This window comes from Blastococcus sp. URHD0036 (genome assembly GCF_000701365.1).
Classification (GTDB): Bacteria; Actinomycetota; Actinomycetes; order Mycobacteriales; family Geodermatophilaceae; genus Trujillonella.
The window spans coordinates 199,831-220,350 of record NZ_JNIK01000004.1 but is presented as its reverse complement, the minus strand read 5'-3'; the positions used below and the strand labels follow the sequence as shown (position 1 = coordinate 220,350).

Annotated in this window: 19 protein-coding genes; 5 read left to right on the top strand and 14 right to left on the bottom strand. The window is 71.6% G+C overall.

All coding sequences use genetic code 11. The features are described from left to right. Positions 1 to 549, top strand: a 549-nt coding sequence (locus tag N555_RS28580; protein WP_029430350.1) for a polysaccharide biosynthesis protein, incomplete at its 5' end; no start/stop codon positions are given. Then, positions 546 to 1,697: a DegT/DnrJ/EryC1/StrS family aminotransferase gene (locus N555_RS0104720; RefSeq protein WP_029430349.1), complete on the top strand. Its 1,152-nt coding sequence runs from the start codon at positions 546 to 548 to the stop codon at positions 1,695 to 1,697. The genes N555_RS28580 and N555_RS0104720, both read left to right, overlap by 4 nt. 74 nt (positions 1,698 to 1,771) lie before the next feature. On the opposite strand, the gene N555_RS0104715 is transcribed toward N555_RS0104720, so the two are convergent. The 3 genes from N555_RS0104715 to N555_RS26620 form a co-directional block, all read right to left on the bottom strand. Continuing rightward, entirely contained in the window at positions 1,772 to 3,379 is a 1,608-nt protein-coding gene (locus N555_RS0104715; protein WP_029430348.1) for an FAD/NAD(P)-binding protein, read from the bottom strand. Beyond that, positions 3,376 to 4,077 (bottom strand): acetyltransferase, encoded by a 702-nt coding sequence (locus tag N555_RS0104710; RefSeq protein ID WP_051683748.1) that lies wholly within the window; start codon positions 4,075 to 4,077, stop codon positions 3,376 to 3,378. Before N555_RS0104710 ends, N555_RS0104715 begins: the two co-directional genes overlap by 4 nt. 135 nt (positions 4,078 to 4,212) lie before the next feature. Continuing rightward, on the bottom strand, positions 4,213 to 4,764 hold the full coding sequence (locus N555_RS26620; RefSeq protein WP_051683747.1) for a phosphatase PAP2 family protein: 552 nt from the start codon (positions 4,762 to 4,764) through the stop codon (positions 4,213 to 4,215). A 214-nt stretch (positions 4,765 to 4,978) separates the two neighbouring features. On the opposite strand from N555_RS26620, the gene N555_RS0104700 reads away from it, so the two are divergent. Continuing rightward, positions 4,979 to 5,173: a hypothetical protein gene (locus N555_RS0104700; protein WP_029430345.1), complete on the top strand. Its 195-nt coding sequence runs from the start codon at positions 4,979 to 4,981 to the stop codon at positions 5,171 to 5,173. A gap of 3 nt (positions 5,174 to 5,176) precedes the next feature. Here N555_RS0104700 and N555_RS0104695 read toward each other — a convergent pair whose 3' ends face one another. The 6 genes from N555_RS0104695 to N555_RS0104670 are packed head-to-tail and all read right to left on the bottom strand — an operon-like array spanning position 5,177 to position 11,712. Next, positions 5,177 to 6,517: a DUF4910 domain-containing protein gene (locus N555_RS0104695; protein ID WP_197028902.1), complete on the bottom strand. Its 1,341-nt coding sequence runs from the start codon at positions 6,515 to 6,517 to the stop codon at positions 5,177 to 5,179. A 4-nt stretch (positions 6,518 to 6,521) separates the two neighbouring features. Beyond that, positions 6,522 to 7,544, bottom strand: a complete 1,023-nt coding sequence (locus N555_RS0104690) for an NAD-dependent epimerase/dehydratase family protein (protein ID WP_029430343.1) — start codon at positions 7,542 to 7,544, stop codon at positions 6,522 to 6,524. Positions 7,545 to 7,575: 31 nt separating this feature from the next. Beyond that, positions 7,576 to 8,946, bottom strand: a complete 1,371-nt coding sequence (locus N555_RS0104685) for a glutamate-1-semialdehyde 2,1-aminomutase (RefSeq protein ID WP_029430342.1) — start codon at positions 8,944 to 8,946, stop codon at positions 7,576 to 7,578. After that, positions 8,943 to 9,593, bottom strand: a complete 651-nt coding sequence (locus tag N555_RS0104680) for a PIG-L deacetylase family protein (RefSeq protein ID WP_029430341.1) — start codon at positions 9,591 to 9,593, stop codon at positions 8,943 to 8,945. Before N555_RS0104680 ends, N555_RS0104685 begins: the two co-directional genes overlap by 4 nt. 24 nt (positions 9,594 to 9,617) lie before the next feature. After that, positions 9,618 to 10,463: a sugar phosphate nucleotidyltransferase gene (locus tag N555_RS0104675; RefSeq protein ID WP_051683746.1), complete on the bottom strand. Its 846-nt coding sequence runs from the start codon at positions 10,461 to 10,463 to the stop codon at positions 9,618 to 9,620. Positions 10,464 to 10,482: 19 nt separating this feature from the next. Next, the gene (locus N555_RS0104670) at positions 10,483 to 11,712 is read right to left on the bottom strand and encodes a class I SAM-dependent methyltransferase (protein ID WP_029430339.1); all 1,230 of its coding nucleotides are present in this window, start codon (positions 11,710 to 11,712) and stop codon (positions 10,483 to 10,485) included. Positions 11,713 to 11,840: 128 nt separating this feature from the next. On the opposite strand from N555_RS0104670, the gene N555_RS0104665 reads away from it, so the two are divergent. Further along, positions 11,841 to 12,428: a dTDP-4-dehydrorhamnose 3,5-epimerase family protein gene (locus N555_RS0104665; protein ID WP_029430338.1), complete on the top strand. Its 588-nt coding sequence runs from the start codon at positions 11,841 to 11,843 to the stop codon at positions 12,426 to 12,428. On the opposite strand, the gene N555_RS0104660 is transcribed toward N555_RS0104665, so the two are convergent. The 3 genes from N555_RS0104660 to N555_RS26615 all read right to left on the bottom strand — a co-directional run bounded on the left by N555_RS0104660 (position 12,330) and on the right by N555_RS26615 (position 15,910). Beyond that, the gene (locus N555_RS0104660; protein ID WP_081865988.1) at positions 12,330 to 13,442 is read right to left on the bottom strand and encodes a glycosyltransferase family 2 protein; all 1,113 of its coding nucleotides are present in this window, start codon (positions 13,440 to 13,442) and stop codon (positions 12,330 to 12,332) included. The two genes, N555_RS0104665 and N555_RS0104660, sit on opposite strands and share 99 nt — an antisense overlap. Beyond that, on the bottom strand, positions 13,443 to 14,822 hold the full coding sequence (locus tag N555_RS0104655) for a nucleotide sugar dehydrogenase (RefSeq protein ID WP_081865987.1): 1,380 nt from the start codon (positions 14,820 to 14,822) through the stop codon (positions 13,443 to 13,445). Positions 14,823 to 15,031: 209 nt separating this feature from the next. Further along, complete coding sequence (locus tag N555_RS26615; protein WP_156036185.1) at positions 15,032 to 15,910, bottom strand: class I SAM-dependent methyltransferase; 879 nt, start codon at positions 15,908 to 15,910, stop codon at positions 15,032 to 15,034. Positions 15,911 to 16,101: 191 nt separating this feature from the next. Here N555_RS26615 and N555_RS26610 point away from each other — a divergent pair, with 191 nt between their 5' ends. After that, on the top strand, positions 16,102 to 16,749 hold the full coding sequence (locus tag N555_RS26610) for an SAM-dependent methyltransferase (RefSeq protein WP_051683744.1): 648 nt from the start codon (positions 16,102 to 16,104) through the stop codon (positions 16,747 to 16,749). A gap of 67 nt (positions 16,750 to 16,816) precedes the next feature. On the opposite strand, the gene N555_RS0104640 is transcribed toward N555_RS26610, so the two are convergent. Both N555_RS0104640 and N555_RS0104635 read right to left on the bottom strand, forming a co-directional pair. After that, complete coding sequence (locus N555_RS0104640; RefSeq protein ID WP_051683743.1) at positions 16,817 to 18,076, bottom strand: glycoside hydrolase family 140 protein; 1,260 nt, start codon at positions 18,074 to 18,076, stop codon at positions 16,817 to 16,819. A 155-nt stretch (positions 18,077 to 18,231) separates the two neighbouring features. After that, a complete protein-coding gene (locus N555_RS0104635) occupies positions 18,232 to 20,271 on the bottom strand; it encodes a heparinase II/III family protein (RefSeq protein ID WP_051683742.1) in 2,040 nt (679 codons plus the stop codon). Positions 20,272 to 20,520 lie beyond the last annotated feature (249 nt).

Here is a 20,520-nt window from a genome sequence, read left to right as displayed (position 1 = left end):
TACGCCCAGCGCACCGCGGGCCGGTTCCTCTCCGTCCGTTTCGGCAACGTCCTGGGCAGCCGTGGCTCCGTCCTCGAGACCTTCGCGGCGCAGATCGCCCGCGGTGGGCCGGTGACCATCACCGACCCCGAGGTCACCCGCTACTTCATGACCATCCCCGAGGCGGTCCAGCTGGTGATCCAGGCCGGCGCCATCGGCCGGGGCGGGGAGGCTCTGGTCCTCGACATGGGGACGCCCGTGCGGATCGGCGACGTCGCCGCACACCTCATCGGCCTCGAGGACCGGCCGATCGCCATCAAGGTGACCGGTCTGCGCCCGGGAGAGAAGCTGCACGAGGACCTGTTCGGCGCGGGCGAGGGGGACAGCCGGCCGATCCACCCGATGATCAGCCACGTGCCCGTGCCCGCGCTCGAGCCGATCGAGCTCGACCGGCTCGGGCCCCGCTACACGCTCGCCCCCGCGAGCAACGTCGCGGCCCGGGGGATCGTCCCGGCCCAGCTGGTGGACGACGGCTCGCGTAGCGACCGGCACACCGCGGTCTCGCGGTGACGGCGGCGCCACCCCGGCCCCGGATCCTGCTGTCCTCGCCCGACGTCGGCGAGCGAGAGCAGGAGCTGGTCGCCGAGGCCATCGCGTCGGGCTGGATCGCCCCGCTGGGCCCGAAGGTCGACGAGTTCGAGGCGCGCATGGCCGAGCGCTGCGGCCGAGGCCACGCCGTGGCTCTCTCCTCCGGTACAGCCGCGCTGCACCTGGCGCTGCTGGAGCTGGGCGCGCGAGCCGGCACCGCGGTCATCGTGCCCACCATGACCTTCGCCGCCACGGCGAACGCGGTGGTCTACACGGGCGCCGAGCCCGTCTTCGTCGACTGCGACCCCGAGACCGGCCTGCTCTCCCCCGAACTGCTCGAGCGGGCGCTCGGCGAGCTGACTGCGGAGGGCACCCGGGTGGCCGCGGTCGTGCCGGTCGACCTGCTGGGTCGCTCGGCGGACTACCCCCGGCTCGATGCGATCTGCGAGCGCTACGGCGTTCCCGTGCTGGCCGACGCCGCCGAAGCGCTCGGCGCCTCGTGCGCGGGCCGGCCGGCCGGGTCGTACGGGCACGCCGCCGCGCTCTCCTTCAACGGCAACAAGATCATGACCACCAGCGGCGGCGGGATGCTGCTGACCGACGATGGAGCGCTGGCCGACCGGGTGCGCTACCTGAGCACCCAGGCCCGCCAGCCCGCCGTGCACTACGAGCACACCGAGATCGGCTACAACTACCGGCTGAGCAACGTGCTGGCGGCCCTCGGCCTGGCCCAGCTCGAACGGCTCGACGGCATGATCGGGCGGCGCCGGGCACTGCGTGAGCAGTACGCCGCCGCGTTCGCCGGGGTACCGGGCGCGAGTGTCTTCCAGCGGGCGGGCGACGCGGCCGACAACTGCTGGCTCACCGCGGTGCTCGTGGACCCGGAGACGGCCGGCTGGTCGTCAGACGACCTGCGGACGTTCCTGGACGGGGCCGGAATCGAGTCCCGTCCGCTGTGGAAGCCGATGCACCGCCAGCCGGTCTTCGCCGGCGCGCGGTCGTTCCTCGACGGTTCGGCCGACCACCTGTTCGCCACCGGACTGACGCTGCCGAGCGGGTCCGCGCTGACGGCCGAGCAGGTCGAGACGGTCTTCCGCGCGCTCGGCACCTTCCTGGGCGAGCGCCGGTGACGGGCCCCGTCACCGGCGCCCGGTAGCGGACGGAGAAGGCGGCCGCCTGACCGGCTGCTCGTCGCCTCCGGCGCTCAGCCGGCCGGGGTCCGCACGTCTGCTGTGAGGCTCTCGGCCAGCTGGATGCCGAGCGCGGTACCGAAGGCGCTGATCCGCCCGCAGTGCTCCATGTGCCACACCGGCCGCCCGTGCACGAGGTTGCCGGCGAGCAGCGGACCCATGACGTGCAGCCCCGGAGCGGCCTCCAGCGACGGCTGCACCTCGATGCCGCCTCCGTAGGCGGTGGGACGGACGACGCCCTCGTCGATCAGCGTCGCCACCAGCGACGGGTCGGTGTCGCGGAGGTGACGGGCCGGACCAGCACAGTTGATGACGACGTCCGCAGGACGGTCGAGCTCCGTCCGGACCCCACCACGCTCGTAGAGCACGCGCACCCCGCGGCCCTCGGTGGCCTCGAGGCCGGTGAAGCTGCCGCCGACGACCGAGAGTCGACCGGCCGCGGTCAGCTCCTCGACGACCTCCCAGTACTCCCAACCCGCACGCCGCTGGTGCCGCCCGAGCTCGACGCCCCAGTGCCCGGCGTACTCGAGGGTCTCCTCGGCCGACAGCCGGGGCAGGACGGCCATCACGCCCTCGGAGATGGGCGCGAGGGTGTCGGCCACGGAGTAGCCGGCTCGGCGGCCGCGCTCGAGGTCGGCGAGCGCCGCCTCGAAGACCTGCGCCGCCGTCACGCCGGTCCCCTCCGTCAGCGCGCCGAGGCACTCCGCGGTGAAGGGGACGTCTTCCCGGGCCCGCTCCATGCGCTCGGGCAGCTCGCCGCGGGGGGAGAGCACGGTGACCACTGCGCCGCGGGCTGCCACGACGTCCAGGTCGGCGACCTGGTAGAGCATGTCCATGGTGCCGGCGTTGCCGCCGAGCAGCACCACGTGGGGGGCGGGCTCGTCGGGCCCCATCCGCTCGAGGGACTCGCGGATCCGCCCGGCGACGTCGTCCATCCCGTCGTACGGGTCGTCGACGAGCACCGCTGCGGCGGTGGGTGCCGCGCCGGAGAGTCGCGGCTGGATCGTGGAGGAACCGGTCGCGAGAACGGTCTGCCGGGCGAGGACCGTGCCACCGCGGCACGAGAGACGGTGGGCCGACGGCCCCGTCTCGATGGCGACGACCTCGTCGCGGACGACGTCGACGATCGCTGCACCGGCCTCGGCCGCCTGGTCGACGGCGTCCCGGACCCGCAGTGCGAGGTAGGTGCCGAACACGTGGCGCGGGAGGAAGAGGTCCTCGAAGTCGTCCCTGGCAACCGCCTCGCTGTGCCGCTGCCACCACCGGGCCGACACCGGGCCCTCGGCGGCGAGGTACTCGTCGAAGGCCCAGTCCTTGTTCGCGGCCAGCCAGTCGGTGAAGTGCTTCCGCTCTCCGTCGGGGAGGAAGTCGCGCAGTGGCGTGATGAGGAGGGCGGTCCGCGCAGCGCGGCTACCGTAGGCCAGACCGGGGTAGGGGTCGCGGGCCCGCTCGACGACGGCGATGCGCAGGGCGCGCGGCGGCGGCGCCGTGGCGAGCGCGCCGAGAAGGGCGAGCAGGACGTAGGACGTCGAGGCCCCGGCGCCGACGAAGGCGAGGTCGTACAGCGGTGCGCCTGCTGCGCCGTCGTCCAGGTCGCTCCGACAGGTGGTCAACTGCGTCATCCGACTCCGGCCCCCGTCTTGGCCCGACCCCCCGAGCTGATGAACAGGGGGTCCGGCGGCACCTCCCCGTGCCGGTTCGGCACGACCCTCGCCGGGTTGCCGACGACGGTGCAGTGATCGGGGACGTCGTGGATGACGACCGTGCCGGCGCCGACCTTGCACCACCGGCCGATGGTGACCTTGGGGATCACCACCGCCCCGACACCCACGTGCGTCCCCTCCCCCACCGTCACGTGCCCGCTGAGCGCCACCTGGGGGCTGATGTGCGCGTAGTCGCCGATCACGCAGTCGTGATCCACGCTCGCACCGGTGTTGATGAGCACGTGGCGCCCGATCGTCGCGTTCGGTTGGAGCATCGCGCCGTGCAGCACGACGGTCCCCTCTCCGATCCGCACCGTCGGCGCCACGATCGCGCTGGGGTGGACGGCGGTCCCGAACTCCGCCTGGAGCACCTGCGCCAGCTCGGCGCGCTCGCCGTTGAAGCCGACGGCCAGGACGAGCGGGACGTCGAGCTTCGGGAACCGGTCGGGGCCGACGATGCGGATGCCCTGCTGGACGCTCCGGCTGGCCGGGTGCTGGTTCGCCGGTGTGTCGTTGTACTGGTGCCGCACGTCGATCCCGAGCGCGCGGAGGACGTCGATGACGACCTGGGCGTGGCCACCGGCACCGTAGACGTCGAAGACGAGCCCGCGGGTCACTGTGCCTCCCTGGTCGCGCCCCGCACTCCCACGGGACCTGGCGTACTGGTGTCGAGCGGCGGAAGCCTAACCGCGGAGGCCCACCTGTGGACCGTCTCGTGCACCATCACTTCCGGAACGCACCCGGACGGGCGATCAGACCGCCGGTGCGCGCTGCCGCCACGTGCGGCGGTCCAGAACCCGGGAGGCGCCGTAACCGATCGCGGCACCGAGCGCCCAGCCGGCGAGGACGTCGGTCACCCAGTGCGCGCCGAGGTAGACCATGCACACGCCGACCAGGACGGTGCCGGCGCCGAGGAGGACGGCGACCAGTCGCCCGGTCCGGGTCCCGGAGCGCCAGGCGAAGAGCATGAGAGGCACGGCGGCGCCGGCCGTGAGTGCGCCGATCGACGAGGGCATCGCGTAGCCGCCGCCGTGGTCCACCAGCGCCTGCGCCAGCGGCGGTCGCGGGCGGCCGATCCACTCCTTCGCGGCCTCGGCGACGATGGTGGCCGCGAACGACCCGATCAGCGCCGCAGCGACCGCCCACCACGCGCGGAACACCCACGCGCAGACCAGCGCGACAGCCGCAGCGGTCACATAGGTGGCGGCGGGTTGCCCCGCGTCCATCAGGCCGCGGGCGAAGGAGTCCGCCCAGCTGGTCCGGTGCTCGACGACGTAGTCGAGAACCGCTTGGTCGAACGCCATGGTCCGAGTATCCGATGCCGCCCGTCGCGGACGGTCGAGCAGGCCGACGGTCCACCCGTGCGGTCACGTGCGCTCCCCGGATTCCGTCGGGCGGATGACACGGGGTTTCGCCGCCGCATGAACCGGGGATGTCCCGAGGTGTAGCCGCCCGTGGGGGACAGCGGTCACAGCGGATGGGCTGGACGGGAGCCGCCGTAGCGCAGGAGGACACCTCATGCTGCTGATCCTGTTGTTCGCCTCCGCCTGGCTGGTGGCGTCCCTCGGCGTCGGAATGCTGCTGGGTCGCACGGTGCGGGCCGCCGATGCCAGGCCGGCCGCGGGCCGTGGCCCCCGGATCTCGACTGTCTGCCAGACCTCGCCACCGCCGCCCTCGGAAGTGGCGATGCGGTCGCTGACGACAGCGCACTGACCGTCACGGCGGTTCGCCGGGACCACGGGTCGGAGTCAGCAGGCCTGCTGCGTGGAGGCTCGCCGCGGCACCACGCACATCCGCGAAGTCGGTACCGCCGACGGCCGCGATGTCCAGCAGCGACGCCGACCCGTCGGAGTACGCGAGGACCCACAGCATCGCCATGACCTCATCAGTGGCCGCTTTCCCGCCGGTGGACGGGTAGAGGCCTCGCTTCCCCAGCTGCGGCTCCCCGAACGGGCTGAGGTTCTCGAAGCGGACGTCGTTCTCCAGGACGTCGAGGACCTCCAGCACGGCCAGGTAGGACTCCGCCAGCTCCGTCGGCTTCACGAAGGAGAGGTCGTCCGCCGAGGTGTGGTACTCGGGGTACTCCCCGTGCGGCGTCCGCGACAGCCGGCCGAACGGCAGGTCGAAGCCGATGGCGTTGAACTGCCTCTCGTCGTATCCGTAGGGCGAGTAGGGCCGGATCTCCCCGCCGCGCCGGGAGACGACGTGGGCAGCGGCCCGGTCGATGTCCCGGTCGCCGCGCCGCGTGCGCTTGTAGACCAGGCTGCCCGTGCCGCCGAGCCCGGTGAGCACCAGCCCGTGCCGCAGGCGTGGGAGCACGTCGGCGTTACGGCTCAGCCAGGTGATCGAGCCGATGGTCCCCGGCGCGAACAGGAAGCGGTAGGTGTACCGCCGCGACGGCAGGCCCGACAGGTGACGTGCGAGCTGGGTGGCGACTGCGAGCCCGGAACAGTTGTCGTTCGCCAGCGACGGATGACACACGTGCGAGGTGATCATCACCTCCTCGGCGCTGTCCCCGGGGATCACGAGCTCCCCGTACGTCAGCTCTCCAGGCGCGAGGGTGGTGTCGACGACGACGTCGTAGGGCCCCTCGTCCATCGCCCCCAACTGGCGATCCGACAGGCAGAACCCCCAGTCGCGGCTGTAGTAGCTGGTCCGGTACGGGATCCAGTCGGGGTGGTCCGGCAGCGTGTGCATGTGCGGCCGTAGCTCGCTGAGCGTCATGGTGGCGCGGACCGGGACGCTGTAGCCGACCAGGTGCAGGTTGTGCTGGCGGAAGTCGACGACGCGGCGGCCCTGCTGGTCGGCGATGTAGGCGTCCCGGACGTTCCACTCGTCGTTGATGGTCCAGTCGAACGCCTGGGTTCCCGAGGGCACGGCCGACCGTTGGATGTCGAGGGACTCCGCGAGGACGTCGAGGGTCGCCCGTACGCCGTCCCCGGTGATGCTGCGGCAGATCGGGTACAGCCGGGCCATGGCCGAGTGCATCGCCTCGCCGAGCCCGGCGAGACGCCGGTCACCTGAGCGGAGCGCGTCGACGTGCTGCGCGAGACTCAACCGCTCACGACCCCGAGCGCAGGTCGTCGTCCAGCAGGCCCTCGTCCCGGAGCCGGTTCACCCGGTGCAGGCGCACGTACCGCTCACCCTCGAAGTCCTCGGCCGTGAGGCCGATGCGGTCCATGTCGACCGCCAGCTCCTTGATGCCGTCGAGGACCATCCACTCCGGGCGGAACGCGGGCAGCTGCTCGTTGATCTTCGTGAAGTCCACCCGGTAGTCGCGCTTGTCCGCGCTCGCCCCCTCGGCGAACGTCACCGGGGCGCCCATGACCTCGGCCACGGAGTTCGCGATGTCGCACACCTGCACGACGTCCTCGTCGCGACCGACGTTGAATGCCTGGTCGTGGACCGCGTCCCGCGGCGCCTCCAGCACCGCCAGGAACGCACGGGAGATGTCCTGCACGTGTACCAGCGGCCGCCACGGGCTGCCGTCGCTCTGCAGGCGCACCTCTCCGCGGGTGAACGCGGTGCCGGTCAGGTTGTTGACGACGATGTCGGCGCGGAGCCGCGGCGAGGAGCCGTAGGCGGTCGCGTTCCGCAGGTAGGTCGGGCTGAAGGTCTCGTCCGCCAGCAGGCTGATGTGGCGCTCCGCCCGGACCTTGCTCTCCCCGTACGGCGTCACCGGGTTGAAGGGGCTGTCCTCTGTCACCGCGGAGTCGCCGGCAGCCCCGTACAGGGAGCACGAGGAGGAGAACAGGAACCGCGGGACGCCTGCCGCCTTCGCCGCGCGAGCCACGTGGGCCGCCCCCTCGGCGTTGACCGAGTACGTCGCCTCGGGGTTGAGGTGCCCCACCGGGTCGTTGGAGATGGCCGCGAGGTGGATCACCGCGTCGAAGCCGGCCAGGTCCTCGGGGGCGACGTCGCGGATGTCGCCGGTTCGAGAGGTGTAGCCCCCCGGCTGCTCCCCGAAGTCGCAGCCGTCGTACCAGCCGGCGTCCAGGCCCTCGACCTCGTGCCCCGCCTGGATCAGCAGGGGCACGAGCACCGCGCCGATGTAGCCGCGGTCGCCGTCCACCAGAACACGCATCGGGCACCTACTCCTCGGTCGACAACGGTGGTCACGCCCCGCCCGGATCCGGGATCCGGCGGGGCGCCGCGAACTTCCGCAGCGCCGGGGCGACCGGCCGGCCTCGCAGGAGGCCGGCGGTCGAGCCTGCGTGCAGGGCCTTCACGTACAGCGTCAGGGCCTCGCCGACGGCCTCGACGGTCCGGTCGACGTCGTCCTCGGTGTGCGCCGCGGAGATGACGAACGACTGCCCGAGGACTCCCCGCTGCAGCATCTCCTGCAGGAACAGCGTCCGGAACTCCTGCGAGGGGCGGCCCTGGTGGTCACGGGTCACGAAGACCTGGCAGGACGGCCTCCCGATGACGGCGAAGTGGTCGCCGATGCCCAGCGCGGCCGCCGCCGCGTTCGCACCGTCGGCGAGCCTGCGCCCCCGCTCCTCCATGATCGCGACGGCGTCGCGCTCGCGGTAGGCCTGCGCCACGGCGAGGTAGGCCGCGAGGCCGGTGGCCTCCGGACCGTTCGTCGTGGAGAGGAGGAAGGTGCGGGCAGAGTCGGTCCGCAGGCCGCCGAGCTCCATCAGTTCCCGCTTGCCGGCGAGGGCCGAGACGGCGAAGCCGTTGCCGAGGGCCTTGCCCCAGGTGGAGAGGTCCGGGGTGACGCCGTACAGGCCCTGCGCGCCGTGCCGCGACCAGCGCATCCCGGTGATGATCTCGTCGAACACGAGGACGAACCCGTCGCGGTCGGCCAGTGACCGCACGCCCTCGAGGAAGCCCGGGGCCGGCTCGGCCGTCCCCGTCGCGGCCTCCAGGAGCACGCAGGCGATCCGGCCGGGGTGCTCGGCCAGCAGCCTCTCGAGGGAGCCGAGGTCGTTGTACTCGAAGCCCACCGTGAGGGCCCGCTGGGAGTCCGGGATCCCGGCGTCCATCTCGGTGGTGCCGATGAACCAGTCGTCGGTGGAGAAGAACGGGTGCGTCCGGCAGACGGCCACCAGGTCCCGGCCCGTGGCGGCGCGGGCGAGCTTCACCGATGCGGTCGTGGCGTCGGAGCCGTTCTTGGCGAACTTGACCATGTCCGCGCCGGAGACCTGCGAGAGGAACTCCTCGGCGGCCCGCAGTTCCCACACGGAGGGCCGGCTGAAGTTCACCCCGGAGCGGGCGGCGTCCGTCACGGCCTCGACCACGGGCGCGTAGGCGTGGCCGAGCGTCACGGAGCGGAGGCCCATGCCGTACTCGACGTACCAGTTGCCGTCGACGTCCTGCACGTGCGCGCCCTCGCCGCGGGCGACGACCGGGGCCATGCCCTCGGGGTACTGGTCCGAGCCGCGGGCGTACGTGTGGGCGCCGCCGGGCACCAGCTCGTGCAGCCGGTCCTGCATGGCGATGGACGTGGTGAACGTCCGGTCGGCCTGCCAGGAGGAGGTCATCCGCCGCTCCGTGTCTCGAGGTCCAGGACCAGCTTGGCGGAGGAGAACCCCTCGGCGTAACGGGTCCTGCTCTCCACCCCCCGGATGCGCAGGAGCCCGGTGAACAGCTCGTCGTCCCACCAGTCGCGGTGGACCTGCGAGGGGAAGCAGCGGTGGAGGAGCTCCACCTTGCGCCGCGCGACGTCGTCGGTCAGCGGGACGTAGACGTTCGGGGTGCGCAGGTCTCCGTCCCACTTGGGGATCTCGTAGTGGAGGATCAGCGCGTCCCGCCACACCGTGCTGACCAGGCCCCCCAGGAGCCGGTGGTCCTGGTGCGCGTCATCCGCCCGGGGGGCCATGACGATGGTCGGCCGCCACTCGTCGGCCGCCTCCTCCAGAGCGTCCTTGACGGCGTCCCAGTGGGCGGGCAGCCGCCCGTCGGGGAGGTCCAGCACGCGGACCGAGGCCCCGGGGAAGAACTGCGGCAGCGCGTCCTCCGCCTCCTTGCGCCGGTCGACGGTGCCGGTCAGGACCAGACCGGTGACGGTCGTCGCGGGCCGGCCGGCGAGTCCGAGCAGCGTCCCGCCGCAGCCGATCTCGATGTCGTCGGGATGGGCGCCGACGCAGAGGAGGTGCAGCGGGACCCCCGGCGGGGCCAGGCCGATCATCGGGCGCCCCAGGCGCCGGTGCGGCTACTTGGCATCGCCGACAGTCGGCTCGGGCATGACGACCGGGATGATGGGTCGTCCCGGTTCGACCGGTGCGTCGCGCCAGACTGCCCACGGGCTGACCCCTCTGCGGTACTGCTCCTCGAGGGCCGTCCGCTCCTTCAGCGTGTCCATGGGCGCCCAGAAGCCGTCGTAGGAGGTGGCGCAGAGCTTGCCGTCCGCGGCGGCGCGGACGAACCCGTCCATGACCAGGTCGTCGCCCTCCTCCAGGTAGTCGAAGATGCCCTGCCGGAGGATGAAGTAGCCGCCGTTGATGCGCATCGACATGTCCGCGACCGGGACCAGCCCGGTCACCCGGTCGTCCCCGGCGACCTGAACGACGTGGAACGAGTCCTGCGGCCTGACGGCGAGCAGGTTGGCCACGGCGTCCTTGGACTCGAACTCGGCGATCAGGTCGTTCATGGGGACATCAGTGAGGACGTCGCCGTAGTTGGCCAGGAACATCTCGTCGTCCTCGAGATACGGCCGCACCCGGCGCAGCCGCTCGCCGATCGCCGTGGAGACCCCCGTGTCGATGAACGTGATGGTCCACTCGCTGATGTCGGTGGCGAGCATCTCCACGTGCCTGCCGCCCTTGGTCAGCACGAAGTCGTTCGAGCTGGTCTCGCGGTAGTCCAGGAAGTAGTCCTTGACCGCGTGCGCCCCGTAGCCCAGGCAGAGGATGAACTCGGTGTGGCCGAAGTGCGCGTAGTACCGCATCACGTGCCACAGGACCGGCCGGCTGCCGATGGGCATCATCGGCTTGGGCAGGGACTCTGGCCCGGTCCGGATCCGCATGCCGAGCCCACCGCAGAAGATGACGACCTTCATGGCTGTCTCCTCGCTCGATTCAGAGGATCTCGAGGCGGGGCAGCGCCACGACGAGCTTCCCGCCCCAGTCCCGGACGACGTGCAGTTGGTCGGCGATCTCGTCCCGGAGGTTCCAGGGCATGATCAGGACGTAGTCGGGCCGCGCCTCCGCCAGCGCCTCCGGCGCGCGGATCGGGATGTGCGTGCCCGGCAGGAACTTGCCTTGCTTGAACGGGTTGCGGTCGACCGCGAAGGAGACGAGGTCACCACGGATGCCGCAGTGGTTGAGCAGCGTGTTCCCCTTACCCGGCGCGCCGTAGGCCACCACCGTCTCGCCCCGGCGGGAGCGCTCGACGAGGAACTCCACCAGGTCGTTGCGCACACGGGCGACGGCCTCGGCGAAGCCTGCGTGCCCCTCCAGCGAGTGCAGGCCGGCGGCCTCCTCGGCGGCGAGCACGGCGGCGACCGCGTCGCTCGGGGGCCGCGCACTCTCGACCGGCATCGACCAGGTGCGCAGGGAACCGCCGTGCGTCGGCAGCTCCTCGACGTCCACCACGGCCAGGCCCGCCTCGGCGAGCACCCGCTGCGTCGTCAGCAGGGAGAGGTAGGAGTAGTGCTCGTGGTAGATCGTGTCGTACTCGCTGCCCTCGATGAGCCGCATGAGATGGGGGATCTCGATCGTCACCGTGCCGTCGTCAGCCACCAGCCGGCGCAGGCCCTTGGCGAAGTCGACGATGTCGGGCACGTGGGCGAACACGTTGTTCGCGACGACGAGGTCGGCCGCCCCGTGCCGACCCGCGACGTCGGCCCCCGTCCCCTCGCCGAGGAAGAGGACCTCCGTCGGGACTCCCTTCTCGACCGCCGCCTCGGCCACGTTGGCCGCCGGCTCGATCCCCAGCGCGCGGATCCCCCGCTGAGCGACGTGCTGGAGGAGGTAGCCGTCGTTGCTCGCGACCTCCACGACGAAGGAGTCCTCGCCCAGGGACAGGCGGTCGGCCGCGTCCTCCACGAAGGCCTTGGCATGGGCGACCCACGAGTCGCTGTAGGAGGAGAAGTAGGCGTAGTCGCTGAAGATGTCCTCCGCGGCGATGTAGGCCGGGAGCTGGACCAGCAGGCACTGGCCGCAGATCCGCACGTGCAGCGGGTAGAAGACCTCCCCGCGGTCGAGCTGGTCCGCGGCCACGTAGCTCTCGCAGGGCGGTGACATGCCCAGGTCGACGAAGGTGTCGGCCAGATCGGCGCCGCAGAGTCGGCACGTGGGTGCAGTCATGGTCGTGGCCTCACAGTCGAGGTGGAGGGGCGCCGGGCCGGCCGTGGTGGGTGCGGCCGGGCGTTGCAGACGGCGGCGTGACGCGCTTGGCTGCGGGGCACGTGTGCACCCGTCCGGGAGGAGGCATCATGCGCTGGAGTCCCACCAGCATCGCCGGCGTCCTGGAGTTCACCCCGACGCCGCACGTCGACGACCGCGGGTTCTTCAGCAGGACCTTCGATGCGGACGTCGCGCGCGAGGCGGGGATCGACCCCGGCAGCTTCCTCCAGGACAGCATGTCCCGATCCCGGCTCGGGGTGATCCGGGGGCTTCACATCCGGGTGGGTGAGGGCGAGAGCAAACTCGTGCGCTGCTCCTCGGGACGGGTGTTCGACGTCGTGGTCGACCTCCGCCCCGGCTCGCCCACCCACCTCGAGTGGCTGTCGGTCGTCCTCGACGGGGACAGGCAGAACTCCGTCTACATCCCGGCCGGCTGCGCCCACGGCTTCCAGGCGCTCACCGAGACGGCGGACACCGCCTACCGGATCGACCGGCGGCACGACGCCCACGAGGACCTCACCATCGCTCATGACGACCCTCGTCTCGCCATCCCCTGGCCCCTCCCCGTCAGTGCCATGTCACGGTCGGACGCCACGGCGCCCCCCCTCTCTCAGCTGGGAACCGAGCTCGACCGCATCTGGGCCCGAGCTGGCGCCGACGGGCGACCACAGGGGTGATCCCCAGCCGAGGATGCGCTGACGGGCGCGGCGTCCTCGGTGCGCCACCTGCTGTTTGAGCGGGTACAACCGGGTGAGCAACCCCGGGGACAGCTGGAGGAAGAGCACGATCACGCCCGCGCGCAGAGTGGCCCGCTGTTTCCGGGCTTCACGCGCGTGCCGGCGGGCCGCGGAGATGTCGCCCTCGACGAACGCCCATCGGGCACGGCGCAGCGCCTGGGCGTAGCGCACTCGACGCGCCGGTGCCTGGGCGATGGCGCGGTGGGCAGGCTCGCCGGATTCCTCCGCAAAACTCGCGAACGTGCCGATGAGCGAACTCTCGAAGGCCTCGATGCGGTCCGGGCTGCGCGACGCGGAATCGTCCCGCACCCGGTACCGGGCCAACCTGTCGGGCAGCAGACGCACCTCGAAGCGGCTGGCGAGTCGCAGCCACTGCAGCACGTCGCACTCACCCTCGGGCTCGTAGCCGCCGACCGCCCGCCATGCCTCCGCCCGGACGGCGCCCGTGTAGTAGGGCACCCGCCCGCTGAGGACCTCCTCGACGGTCAGGACATCCCCGCCCTCGGGCGGAGGACGGCAACCGATCGACTGGAAGTAGCTCCGGAGCGAGGGCCGCTCGTCTCCGTCGAGCACCATGTGTGCATCGCATCCGACTGCGTCCACCCAGGGGTGCGCATCGAGGTAGCGGAGCATCGTGGCGGTGAACTCGGGCAGGACCTCGTCGTCGCTGTCGAGGACACTGAAGTAGACGCCTCGGGCCCTGGCGGCCGCAGCCATCACTCCACCCTCGTATCCACGGTTCTCCTGCCGCACCAGCCGCACCCGCGGGTCGGCGGCGAAGGAGCGGACGATCGACGCGATCGAGTCCGAGAGCCCGTTGTCGACGACGATGAGTTCCCAGTCCGGATTCGTCTGCCGCAGGACCGACGCGATGGTCCCCGGTAGGTACGCCTCGGTCCGGTAGGCGGACGTGAGGAAGCTGAGCCTCGGGTGAGGTTCGATCGGGGCCGCCATCTACCAGCTCAGCCCCAGATACGTACTCCCCGCCCGCGCCTCGCGCAGCCGGGGCACGTGGACCAGGTCGAACACCACCGTTCCGGCGGGAGCGCGCTCGATGGCGGTGAGGGTGGCCTCGTCCTTCGCGGCCACGATGAGCACCTCACCGTGGCGGGCGACGGCGTCCCTGTCCTCGGCGAGCAGTTCGGCCAGATGCGGCAGTCGTTGGTCCATGTGCGCCCTGTTCGAGCCGGTGAGCTGGGAGAGCGAGACGTTCTCGTCATGGATCATGACTTCGCATCCCTTGCCGATCAGCCTCTCCGCCAGCTCCACCATCGGGCTCTCGCGCAGGTCGTCGGTCCCGGCCTTGAAGGAGAGTCCGAACATCCCGACCTTGCGTTTGCCGAGCGCGAGGACGGTGTCGAGCGCCCGGTGCAGATGCGCCTCGTTCGACGCCAGGATGTGCGCGAGCACCGGCACCTCGACGTCGTGCTGGCGGGCGGTGTGGGTCAGGGCACGGACGTCCTTGGGCAGGCACGACCCACCGAATGCGAATCCGGGCCGCAGGTAGGCGGCACTCAGGTTGAGCTTGCTGTCGGAGAGAAAGACGTCCATCACGGCATGTGAGTCCAAGCCCACGGCGGCGCAGATGGCCCCGATCTCGTTGGCGAAGTCGACCTTGAGGGCGTGGAAACAGTTGTCCACGTACTTCGCCATCTCGGCCACGCCCAGCGGGACGCGGATGCAGGGGCCCGGGAGCCCTGTGTACAGGTCCGCGACCAGTCGGGCAGACCGCTCCTCGGTGTAGCCCACGACGGTCTTGGGCGGTGTGAAGAAGTCCCGGACACCCGTGCCCTCCCGCAGGAACTCCGGGTTGACGCACACTCCGAAGTCGACGCCAGCGTGCTTGCCGGAGAGCTGCTCGAGGAGCGGGATCAGCACCGACTCACATGTGCCAGGGAGCATCGTGCTGCGGTAGACGACGGTGTGCCAGCCGGCCTTGCCGGCCAGGGCGGCCCCGATCTGGGACGTCACGGCTTCGAGGTAGGCGGTCGAGAGGCCCCCACCGTGGAGCGACGGCGTGGCTACGCAGACCAGGGAGATGTCGCTACCCCGTACCGCGCCGGCGGCGTCATCCGTGACGGAGAGGCGACCGGACTCCACCGCGTCCTGGACCAACGCGCCCAGCCCCTCTTCGATGACGGGGGCCATACCTCGCCGGAGCAGGTCGAGCTTGTTCGGGTCGACGTCGACGCCGATGACACCGTGGCCGCGGGAGGCGAAGCACGCGGCCGAGATGGACCCGACGTACCCGAGTCCGAAGACGCTGATCCGGGGCAAGACCTGGCTCGACACCATCTCGGCTCCCGCTGCTGAGGAGACTGCTGCCGCTGGCATCTGCGCAGGTTAGGGCGACAACCCCCGGTCTAACTCTCTGTTGTCGCCGGCTAGTACCGGGGCGGCGCGTCGGGACTGGATGCACTGGCAGCGTTACGGATCAAGCACTTCCGCTCCGTGGACGATTACTCCCTGTGGTCAGGACATGACGACGTCCGGACGGCGGCAACGTCGGCGCGGGGGACGACGATGACCGAGACCCCTCGAGGTCAGCGACGTTCGGCCACCAGCGTGACGTCGCGAACCAGCAGCGGACCGGCCAGCGCTGCCCGCGCCGTAGAGGGTGCCGCGCGCAGCACAGCCTCCAGTGCACCCTTGACCCGGACCGGGACGTAGGTCAGTCGCCGGGCCCGTGGTCCCAGCCGGGCGAGAACGCGCGCCGGGACCGCCGGGCCACGCACACGGCGGAAGCCCGCTGCTCGCAGCATCTCGCCCATCTCGGCGTTGGTGTACTCCCGCAGGTGGAAACCGGACGCCGTCTCGGTGAACCCCCGCGAGATGTCCCACGGGCCGGTGATGCGGCTCGGCGTCTCGATCAGGAACCGGCCCCCCGGCCGCAGGATCTCGTGGACGGCGCGCAGGTGCCCCGGTACGTCGTCCGGGTGCAGGTGCTCCATCAGCTGGCGGCTGACCACGAAGTCCACGGACCGCGCCGGCAACGGCGGCGTCAGCAGGTTGCCGACGACGAAGCGGGCGTTCGACGGCGACTCGGCCTCCCGGGCGATCGCCACCATCGAGTCCGAGGCATCCAGGCCGATGGCCTCGGTGACGGCACCGGCGAATCGACGGACCAGGCTGCCACGTCCGCAACCGATGTCGAGCAGCACGTCGGCGGGGCGGGTGAGGGGGCCGTACAGGCGGAACCAGTACTCCTCGTAGGCCTCGGCCGCGACGGGGTCCGCGACGTTCGCGTCGTGCCACGGCACCGTGTCGAAGAGGGTGTTGTAGAGCTCCCTGGTGGCGCGTTCCCGCTGCATCGGAGCGGTGGCCAGCAGCTCCTCCCGAAGCCGTTGCTCGATCAGCCAGTGCTGTCGGGGGCGCTCTTCCGCAGGAGGCCACGAGCGCGGGTCCTTGGTCCAGGTGGTCACCGCAGAACCTCCTTCGACTGCATGGTCGACGGCGCAGATTAGGTCACGGCGGCGAGCCCGGGGTAGCGGTTCCGGCGGGACGCGCCCCTCGGTGACGCCGGCGGCCCTGGACAGTCCGCCGTTCCCGATCCCAAACTGCCGAGACTATGAATCCCCTCACGCGGAGTCTCGACAGCCTGCAGCGCCGCGGGATGCGTCGCTCGCTGCAGAGCACCACCAACATCCTGGGCGACTGGTGGTTCGACCGGCGCCATGGCACCGACACCATGAGCCGCCTGCAGCAGGACGAGATCGAGGTCGACAGCCCCCACAAGGCGTCGGCGCACGCGTACATCCCGACGCGGGGGCGGCCCTTCCGCGCGGTGCTCCGTTCGCTGGACTTCCCGGCAGACAGCGTCTTCGTCGACTACGGCTCCGGCAAGGGCAAGCTCCTGATGCTGGCGACGGAGTTCCGGTTCAAGCGGATCGTCGGCATCGAGTACGCGCCGGAACTGCACCGCATCGCGCTGGCGAACATCAAGCGCCTCGCCCAGCCAGTCGCCGCACGGATCCAGCCCGTCTGCGCGGATGCGACGGCGTACCAACTCGCGGACGACGAGAACGTCTTCTACTTCTACAACCCCTTCGAGCGCGACGTGCTGGAGCTGGTCGTCGAGCGCATCCGTGAGTCGATCGACCGCAACCCCCGCCACATCTGGGTCATCTACGTCGATCCCCGCTTCTCCGATGCCTTCGCGGACCGCTTGGGCCTGGAGCAGACGCGCACCTTCACCCACGGCGGCTTCGACGTCGTCGTGCTGGAAGGCGGCACTCCCGCACCGGGCGGCGCGACCGCCTGAGCACCGCGGGGGCGGCGCTGCCGGGCCGGCTGCCGAACGGTTCGCCGACCGCCCGCCTGGTCGGCCCTCACCCGCTCAGCAGCAGGATCCAGTCCCCGTCGCCGGCGTCGTTGGGGCCGGGGGTGGTCACGGTGGCTGACATCGGGGCGGGCGTCTGCACACCCGACGTCGGGTCCACCCACACGGCCCGGACATCGGGGAGCAGGACCCCGGTGTCCACGGCGATGGTCCTCGCGGTGGGCACATAGACGACGGCCTGGCTTCCGTCGGGCGTCCGCGCCACCGTCACGTGGTCGTCGTCGAGCACGTCCATCGGGGTGTCGGTCGTCAGCGGGTCCCCCCGGCCGGCCGTGACGAACTCGCCGGCGGTGTCGGGCACGAGTTCCCACCACCGCAGGCTCTCGAACAGCTCGCGCAGGCGCGCCACCTGGGTGACGGCGCGGGTCGAGAGCCGAGACTCCCACCCCGGGTGGAACTCCCAGTCGTCGCTGCCCATGAACTCGCCGGCGGCTACGCAGGTCAGGCTCCACATCACCTGGCGGCGCAGCGTCTCGTCCGTGGTGGGCTGGGACTCGGGCTGGTTGTTCTCGCCTTCGTAGTTCGCCTCGCCCATCACCGCCGGCCTCCGTGGAGTGCGGCCGTAGGCGTCGAGCACGGCGGTATAGGTGGGGAAGTACGTGTAGACGAAGTTCCAGTCGACCCGTCGGCTCCAGAAGGGGTTGTCGCTGGAGACCGACTTGTCGGCGGCGAGCTGGATCGAGAAGGGGCGGCCGTCGCCGGTCTCTCGCACCCCGCGCATCATCGCGTCCCAGCACCGGTCGACGTCGCTGCCGCGGCCGGGCTCGTCGGTGGCCGGGACGTAGTCCCCGCCGGTCATCCACATGACGTTCGGCAGGTCCGCGAACCGTTCGGCGACCCGCCGGCCGTACTGGCGACACTGGTCGATGGACCGCGGCACGAACGAGCGGCCGATCGTCCAGCCGTCCACGGGGTAGAGGAGCACGGTGATCCCGTGGTCCGCAGCCATCCGGACGTAGGACGTCACCCGTCGCCAGTAGGGCTCGTTCCAGCGCAGCACGTCGCCGCCGACGAAGGGGGCCAGCCCGTCATAGGTGCGACCGTCCTCTCTCGGACCGCCGTTCCCGAGGCAGCCGAGGAGCGAGACGATCGCCGCGTTGACCCCCTGCTGCTCGCGGGTGGTGAACCAGAGCTCGGCCTGGTCGGGGGAGAGCTTCGTCATCATCGACCACGGCGAGTCGCCGCGAAGCCGGATCGGCGCGCCGTACTGGTCGCGGAAGAACCGACCGCCGGAATCGACCGACGACACGAACGGCGGCCCGTCCGCCGATGCCCTCGCCGTGGCCGCGGGCCAGGGCGTGTCCAGGTACCTGCCTGCGCCGCTGATTCGCAGCGCCTGCCCCGATCGGCGCCTTCTCCCGGAGATCCGGACGCCGGCGGCGGCCGTCAGGGACCGCAGGCGAGTCACCACGCCCCGGTTCCGCGCCGCAGCCACGGACGGCGGCCGGGAGCCACCGGGACCGCCCGATCGATCACGCGCTCCCGGGGACGCCCCCCGACGCGCCAGGCGACGGTGATGAGGTCTCCCCCCTGAACGACGTCGAGGTCGGTGACGGCGCCGACCTCGCCGACCGGTGGACCGAACACGGTGGCCATCACCAGTGGGGTCGATCCGGAGGTGGTCCCCCCGACCACCCAGGCCGGCACGCGGCTCTCGAGCCGGTCCGACCACCACCCGAGGTGGCTCGCCTCGTCCCCCTTGACCTGCTCGAGGTCCAGGCCGCCGGCTGCGGCCGTGAGGATCTGTAGCACGCGGGCGCCATCCCTCGTGACCAGGTGCCCCTCCGGCGTCGCCGCCACGTCGAACTCGGGGTGCACAGGCCACGCGGTGCGGATCTCGTGGCCGCCGGCACCGCTGATCTGGTCGACGACGAGGATCGCTGGATCGCCCGGCGGCGCGATCAGCCACCGGCGGTGCGTTACGGGTGCGCTCAGCCGCCGGTATCCGTCGTGCTCCGCGTCGACGACCCCCCGCTCGAGGTCGACGGACCGGATGCGGACCCGTGCGTGCCGGGTCCACAGGAAGGGGCCGCCGGACACGGACTGACTCACCCCGTCCACCGTCACCGTCGGGTGCGCCCGAGTGCTGCGGTGGACCGCGCGCCATTCCGGGTGCCCGTAGTAGCTGGCCGCACCGGGATGCCCGATGACCTCCCTGCCGTCCAGGCTCAGAGTGACCGACAGGGCGTCGGCGTGCCCGTGGGCGGCGATCGCCAGATAGCCGAGTGGAGCGACGTCCACCGTGATCCGGCGGCCGGCGGATCGCAGGACGACCAGCCCGCCGTGCGGGGCGACGAAGCTGCTCTCCCCGGACACGGCAGGTGCGGGCGCGCCCCGCATCGACCCGCTCGCGATGGTGCCGACCCAACGGGCCGTCAGGGTGTCGGTGCCCGCCCGGCGCGCGCGCGGGTTGCCGGTCAGGGCCGCGACCACGCCGAGATGGTCGCGGACCGTCGGTCGCGGCTCGGGGCCCAGCCGCAGGGCGAATCCCTCGTCGTCGTCCCCGTATCGCGGAGCCGGGTCGGCATCACCGACCACCGCCGTGAGGTACTCGGCGCTGCGGTCGACCGCGGCGAGCAGAGCGGCCGGCGGGTCCTCCCCCCGTGACGCGAGGAGCCCTGACACGAGCAGTAGCAGGTCTGCGGTGAAGACCTGGTAGCCCACGGCCTGCTCGGCCCCGCTCCCGTCGGGGAAGATCTGTCGGGACGCCTCCGCCACCAGCCCGCTGATCGCCTGCCGCTCCCAACGGGAGGCCGGCGCGAGTTCCGGGAACAGCATGGCGACCGTGGCGAGACCGGCGAGCTCGCCGACGAGGTGGTTGTTGGCCGAGCTGAAGCGGGAGCGATGCCACCAGCAGCGCTCGGCGCTCGCCACGAGCATCCGGACGACACGCTCGAAGCGGGCCGGGGTGAGCCCCTCGTGGTCCCGCAGCCCCTGGAGGGCGACGGCCACCGAGATGGCCCGGATCCCGGCCTCGAAAGCGCCGCGCCAGGCAATGCCACGATCCACGGGGTTCTGGTCGAGCCACGAGTCCAGGTGCGCGAGCGCCGTCTCGGCGTACCGGTCGTCCCCGGTGAACAGCCACGCCTCGGCGAGCAGCGGAAGGTGCTGCAGCCGGTTCAGCTCCCAGATCCACTTCGGGTCCGCCGCAGCCCTGCGGTGGTCGATCCGGGCGGCCTCGACCAGGGGCCACCCGACGTCACGGAGGGGATCGTGGTTCCAGTCGATCGGGGAGCCGAGCTCGGCGTCGGGATAGCCGAAATAGGAGACGACGCCGGAGCAGATCCGCTCCGCCGCCTGGATCAGGGCCGCCACCTGCTCCGGACAGCGGTCGGCGATCTCCCGGGCGCGGGAACGGTCGAGGAGCACCGGCCGGTCGACACCTCCCCGGAAATCGGTCAGGGCACGCTCCCAGTCGATCGGGGGGACGAGGAGTCGGGACACCGGAGCCGCCTCGAGGGAGTGCCGAGGAATGTGCCGCTCGACGACGCCGGCACTCCGCCAGCACACCTCTCGCGGGCTCATGGAGCGCAGGCGGTGGAGGTACCACCGGAGACGCTCCACGCGTGGCCTCGACCGCACCGCCATCAGACCCCCCTGTTCCACGGTCCGCGCGCACGACGGCGACGGCGACTGCGGCACCGGCACCGGCTGATCACTGTCGGCCCGGCCCGCCCCGGCCCGAATCCGTGG

Coding starts and splice junctions, on each gene's coding strand:
- N555_RS0104715 (WP_029430348.1), bottom strand. CDS start 3,379: ATGACGCAGTTGACCACCTGTCGGAGCGACCTGGACGACGGCGCAGCA.
- N555_RS26620 (WP_051683747.1), bottom strand. CDS start 4,764: ATGGCGTTCGACCAAGCGGTTCTCGACTACGTCGTCGAGCACCGGACC.
- N555_RS0104700 (WP_029430345.1), top strand. CDS start 4,979: ATGCTGCTGATCCTGTTGTTCGCCTCCGCCTGGCTGGTGGCGTCCCTC.
- N555_RS0104690 (WP_029430343.1), bottom strand. CDS start 7,544: ATGCGTGTTCTGGTGGACGGCGACCGCGGCTACATCGGCGCGGTGCTC.
- N555_RS0104685 (WP_029430342.1), bottom strand. CDS start 8,946: ATGACCTCCTCCTGGCAGGCCGACCGGACGTTCACCACGTCCATCGCC.
- N555_RS0104680 (WP_029430341.1), bottom strand. CDS start 9,593: ATGATCGGCCTGGCCCCGCCGGGGGTCCCGCTGCACCTCCTCTGCGTC.
- N555_RS0104675 (WP_051683746.1), bottom strand. CDS start 10,463: ATGAAGGTCGTCATCTTCTGCGGTGGGCTCGGCATGCGGATCCGGACC.
- N555_RS0104670 (WP_029430339.1), bottom strand. CDS start 11,712: ATGACTGCACCCACGTGCCGACTCTGCGGCGCCGATCTGGCCGACACC.
- N555_RS0104665 (WP_029430338.1), top strand. CDS start 11,841: ATGCGCTGGAGTCCCACCAGCATCGCCGGCGTCCTGGAGTTCACCCCG.
- N555_RS0104660 (WP_081865988.1), bottom strand. CDS start 13,442: ATGGCGGCCCCGATCGAACCTCACCCGAGGCTCAGCTTCCTCACGTCC.
- N555_RS0104655 (WP_081865987.1), bottom strand. CDS start 14,822: ATGCCAGCGGCAGCAGTCTCCTCAGCAGCGGGAGCCGAGATGGTGTCG.
- N555_RS26610 (WP_051683744.1), top strand. CDS start 16,102: ATGCGTCGCTCGCTGCAGAGCACCACCAACATCCTGGGCGACTGGTGG.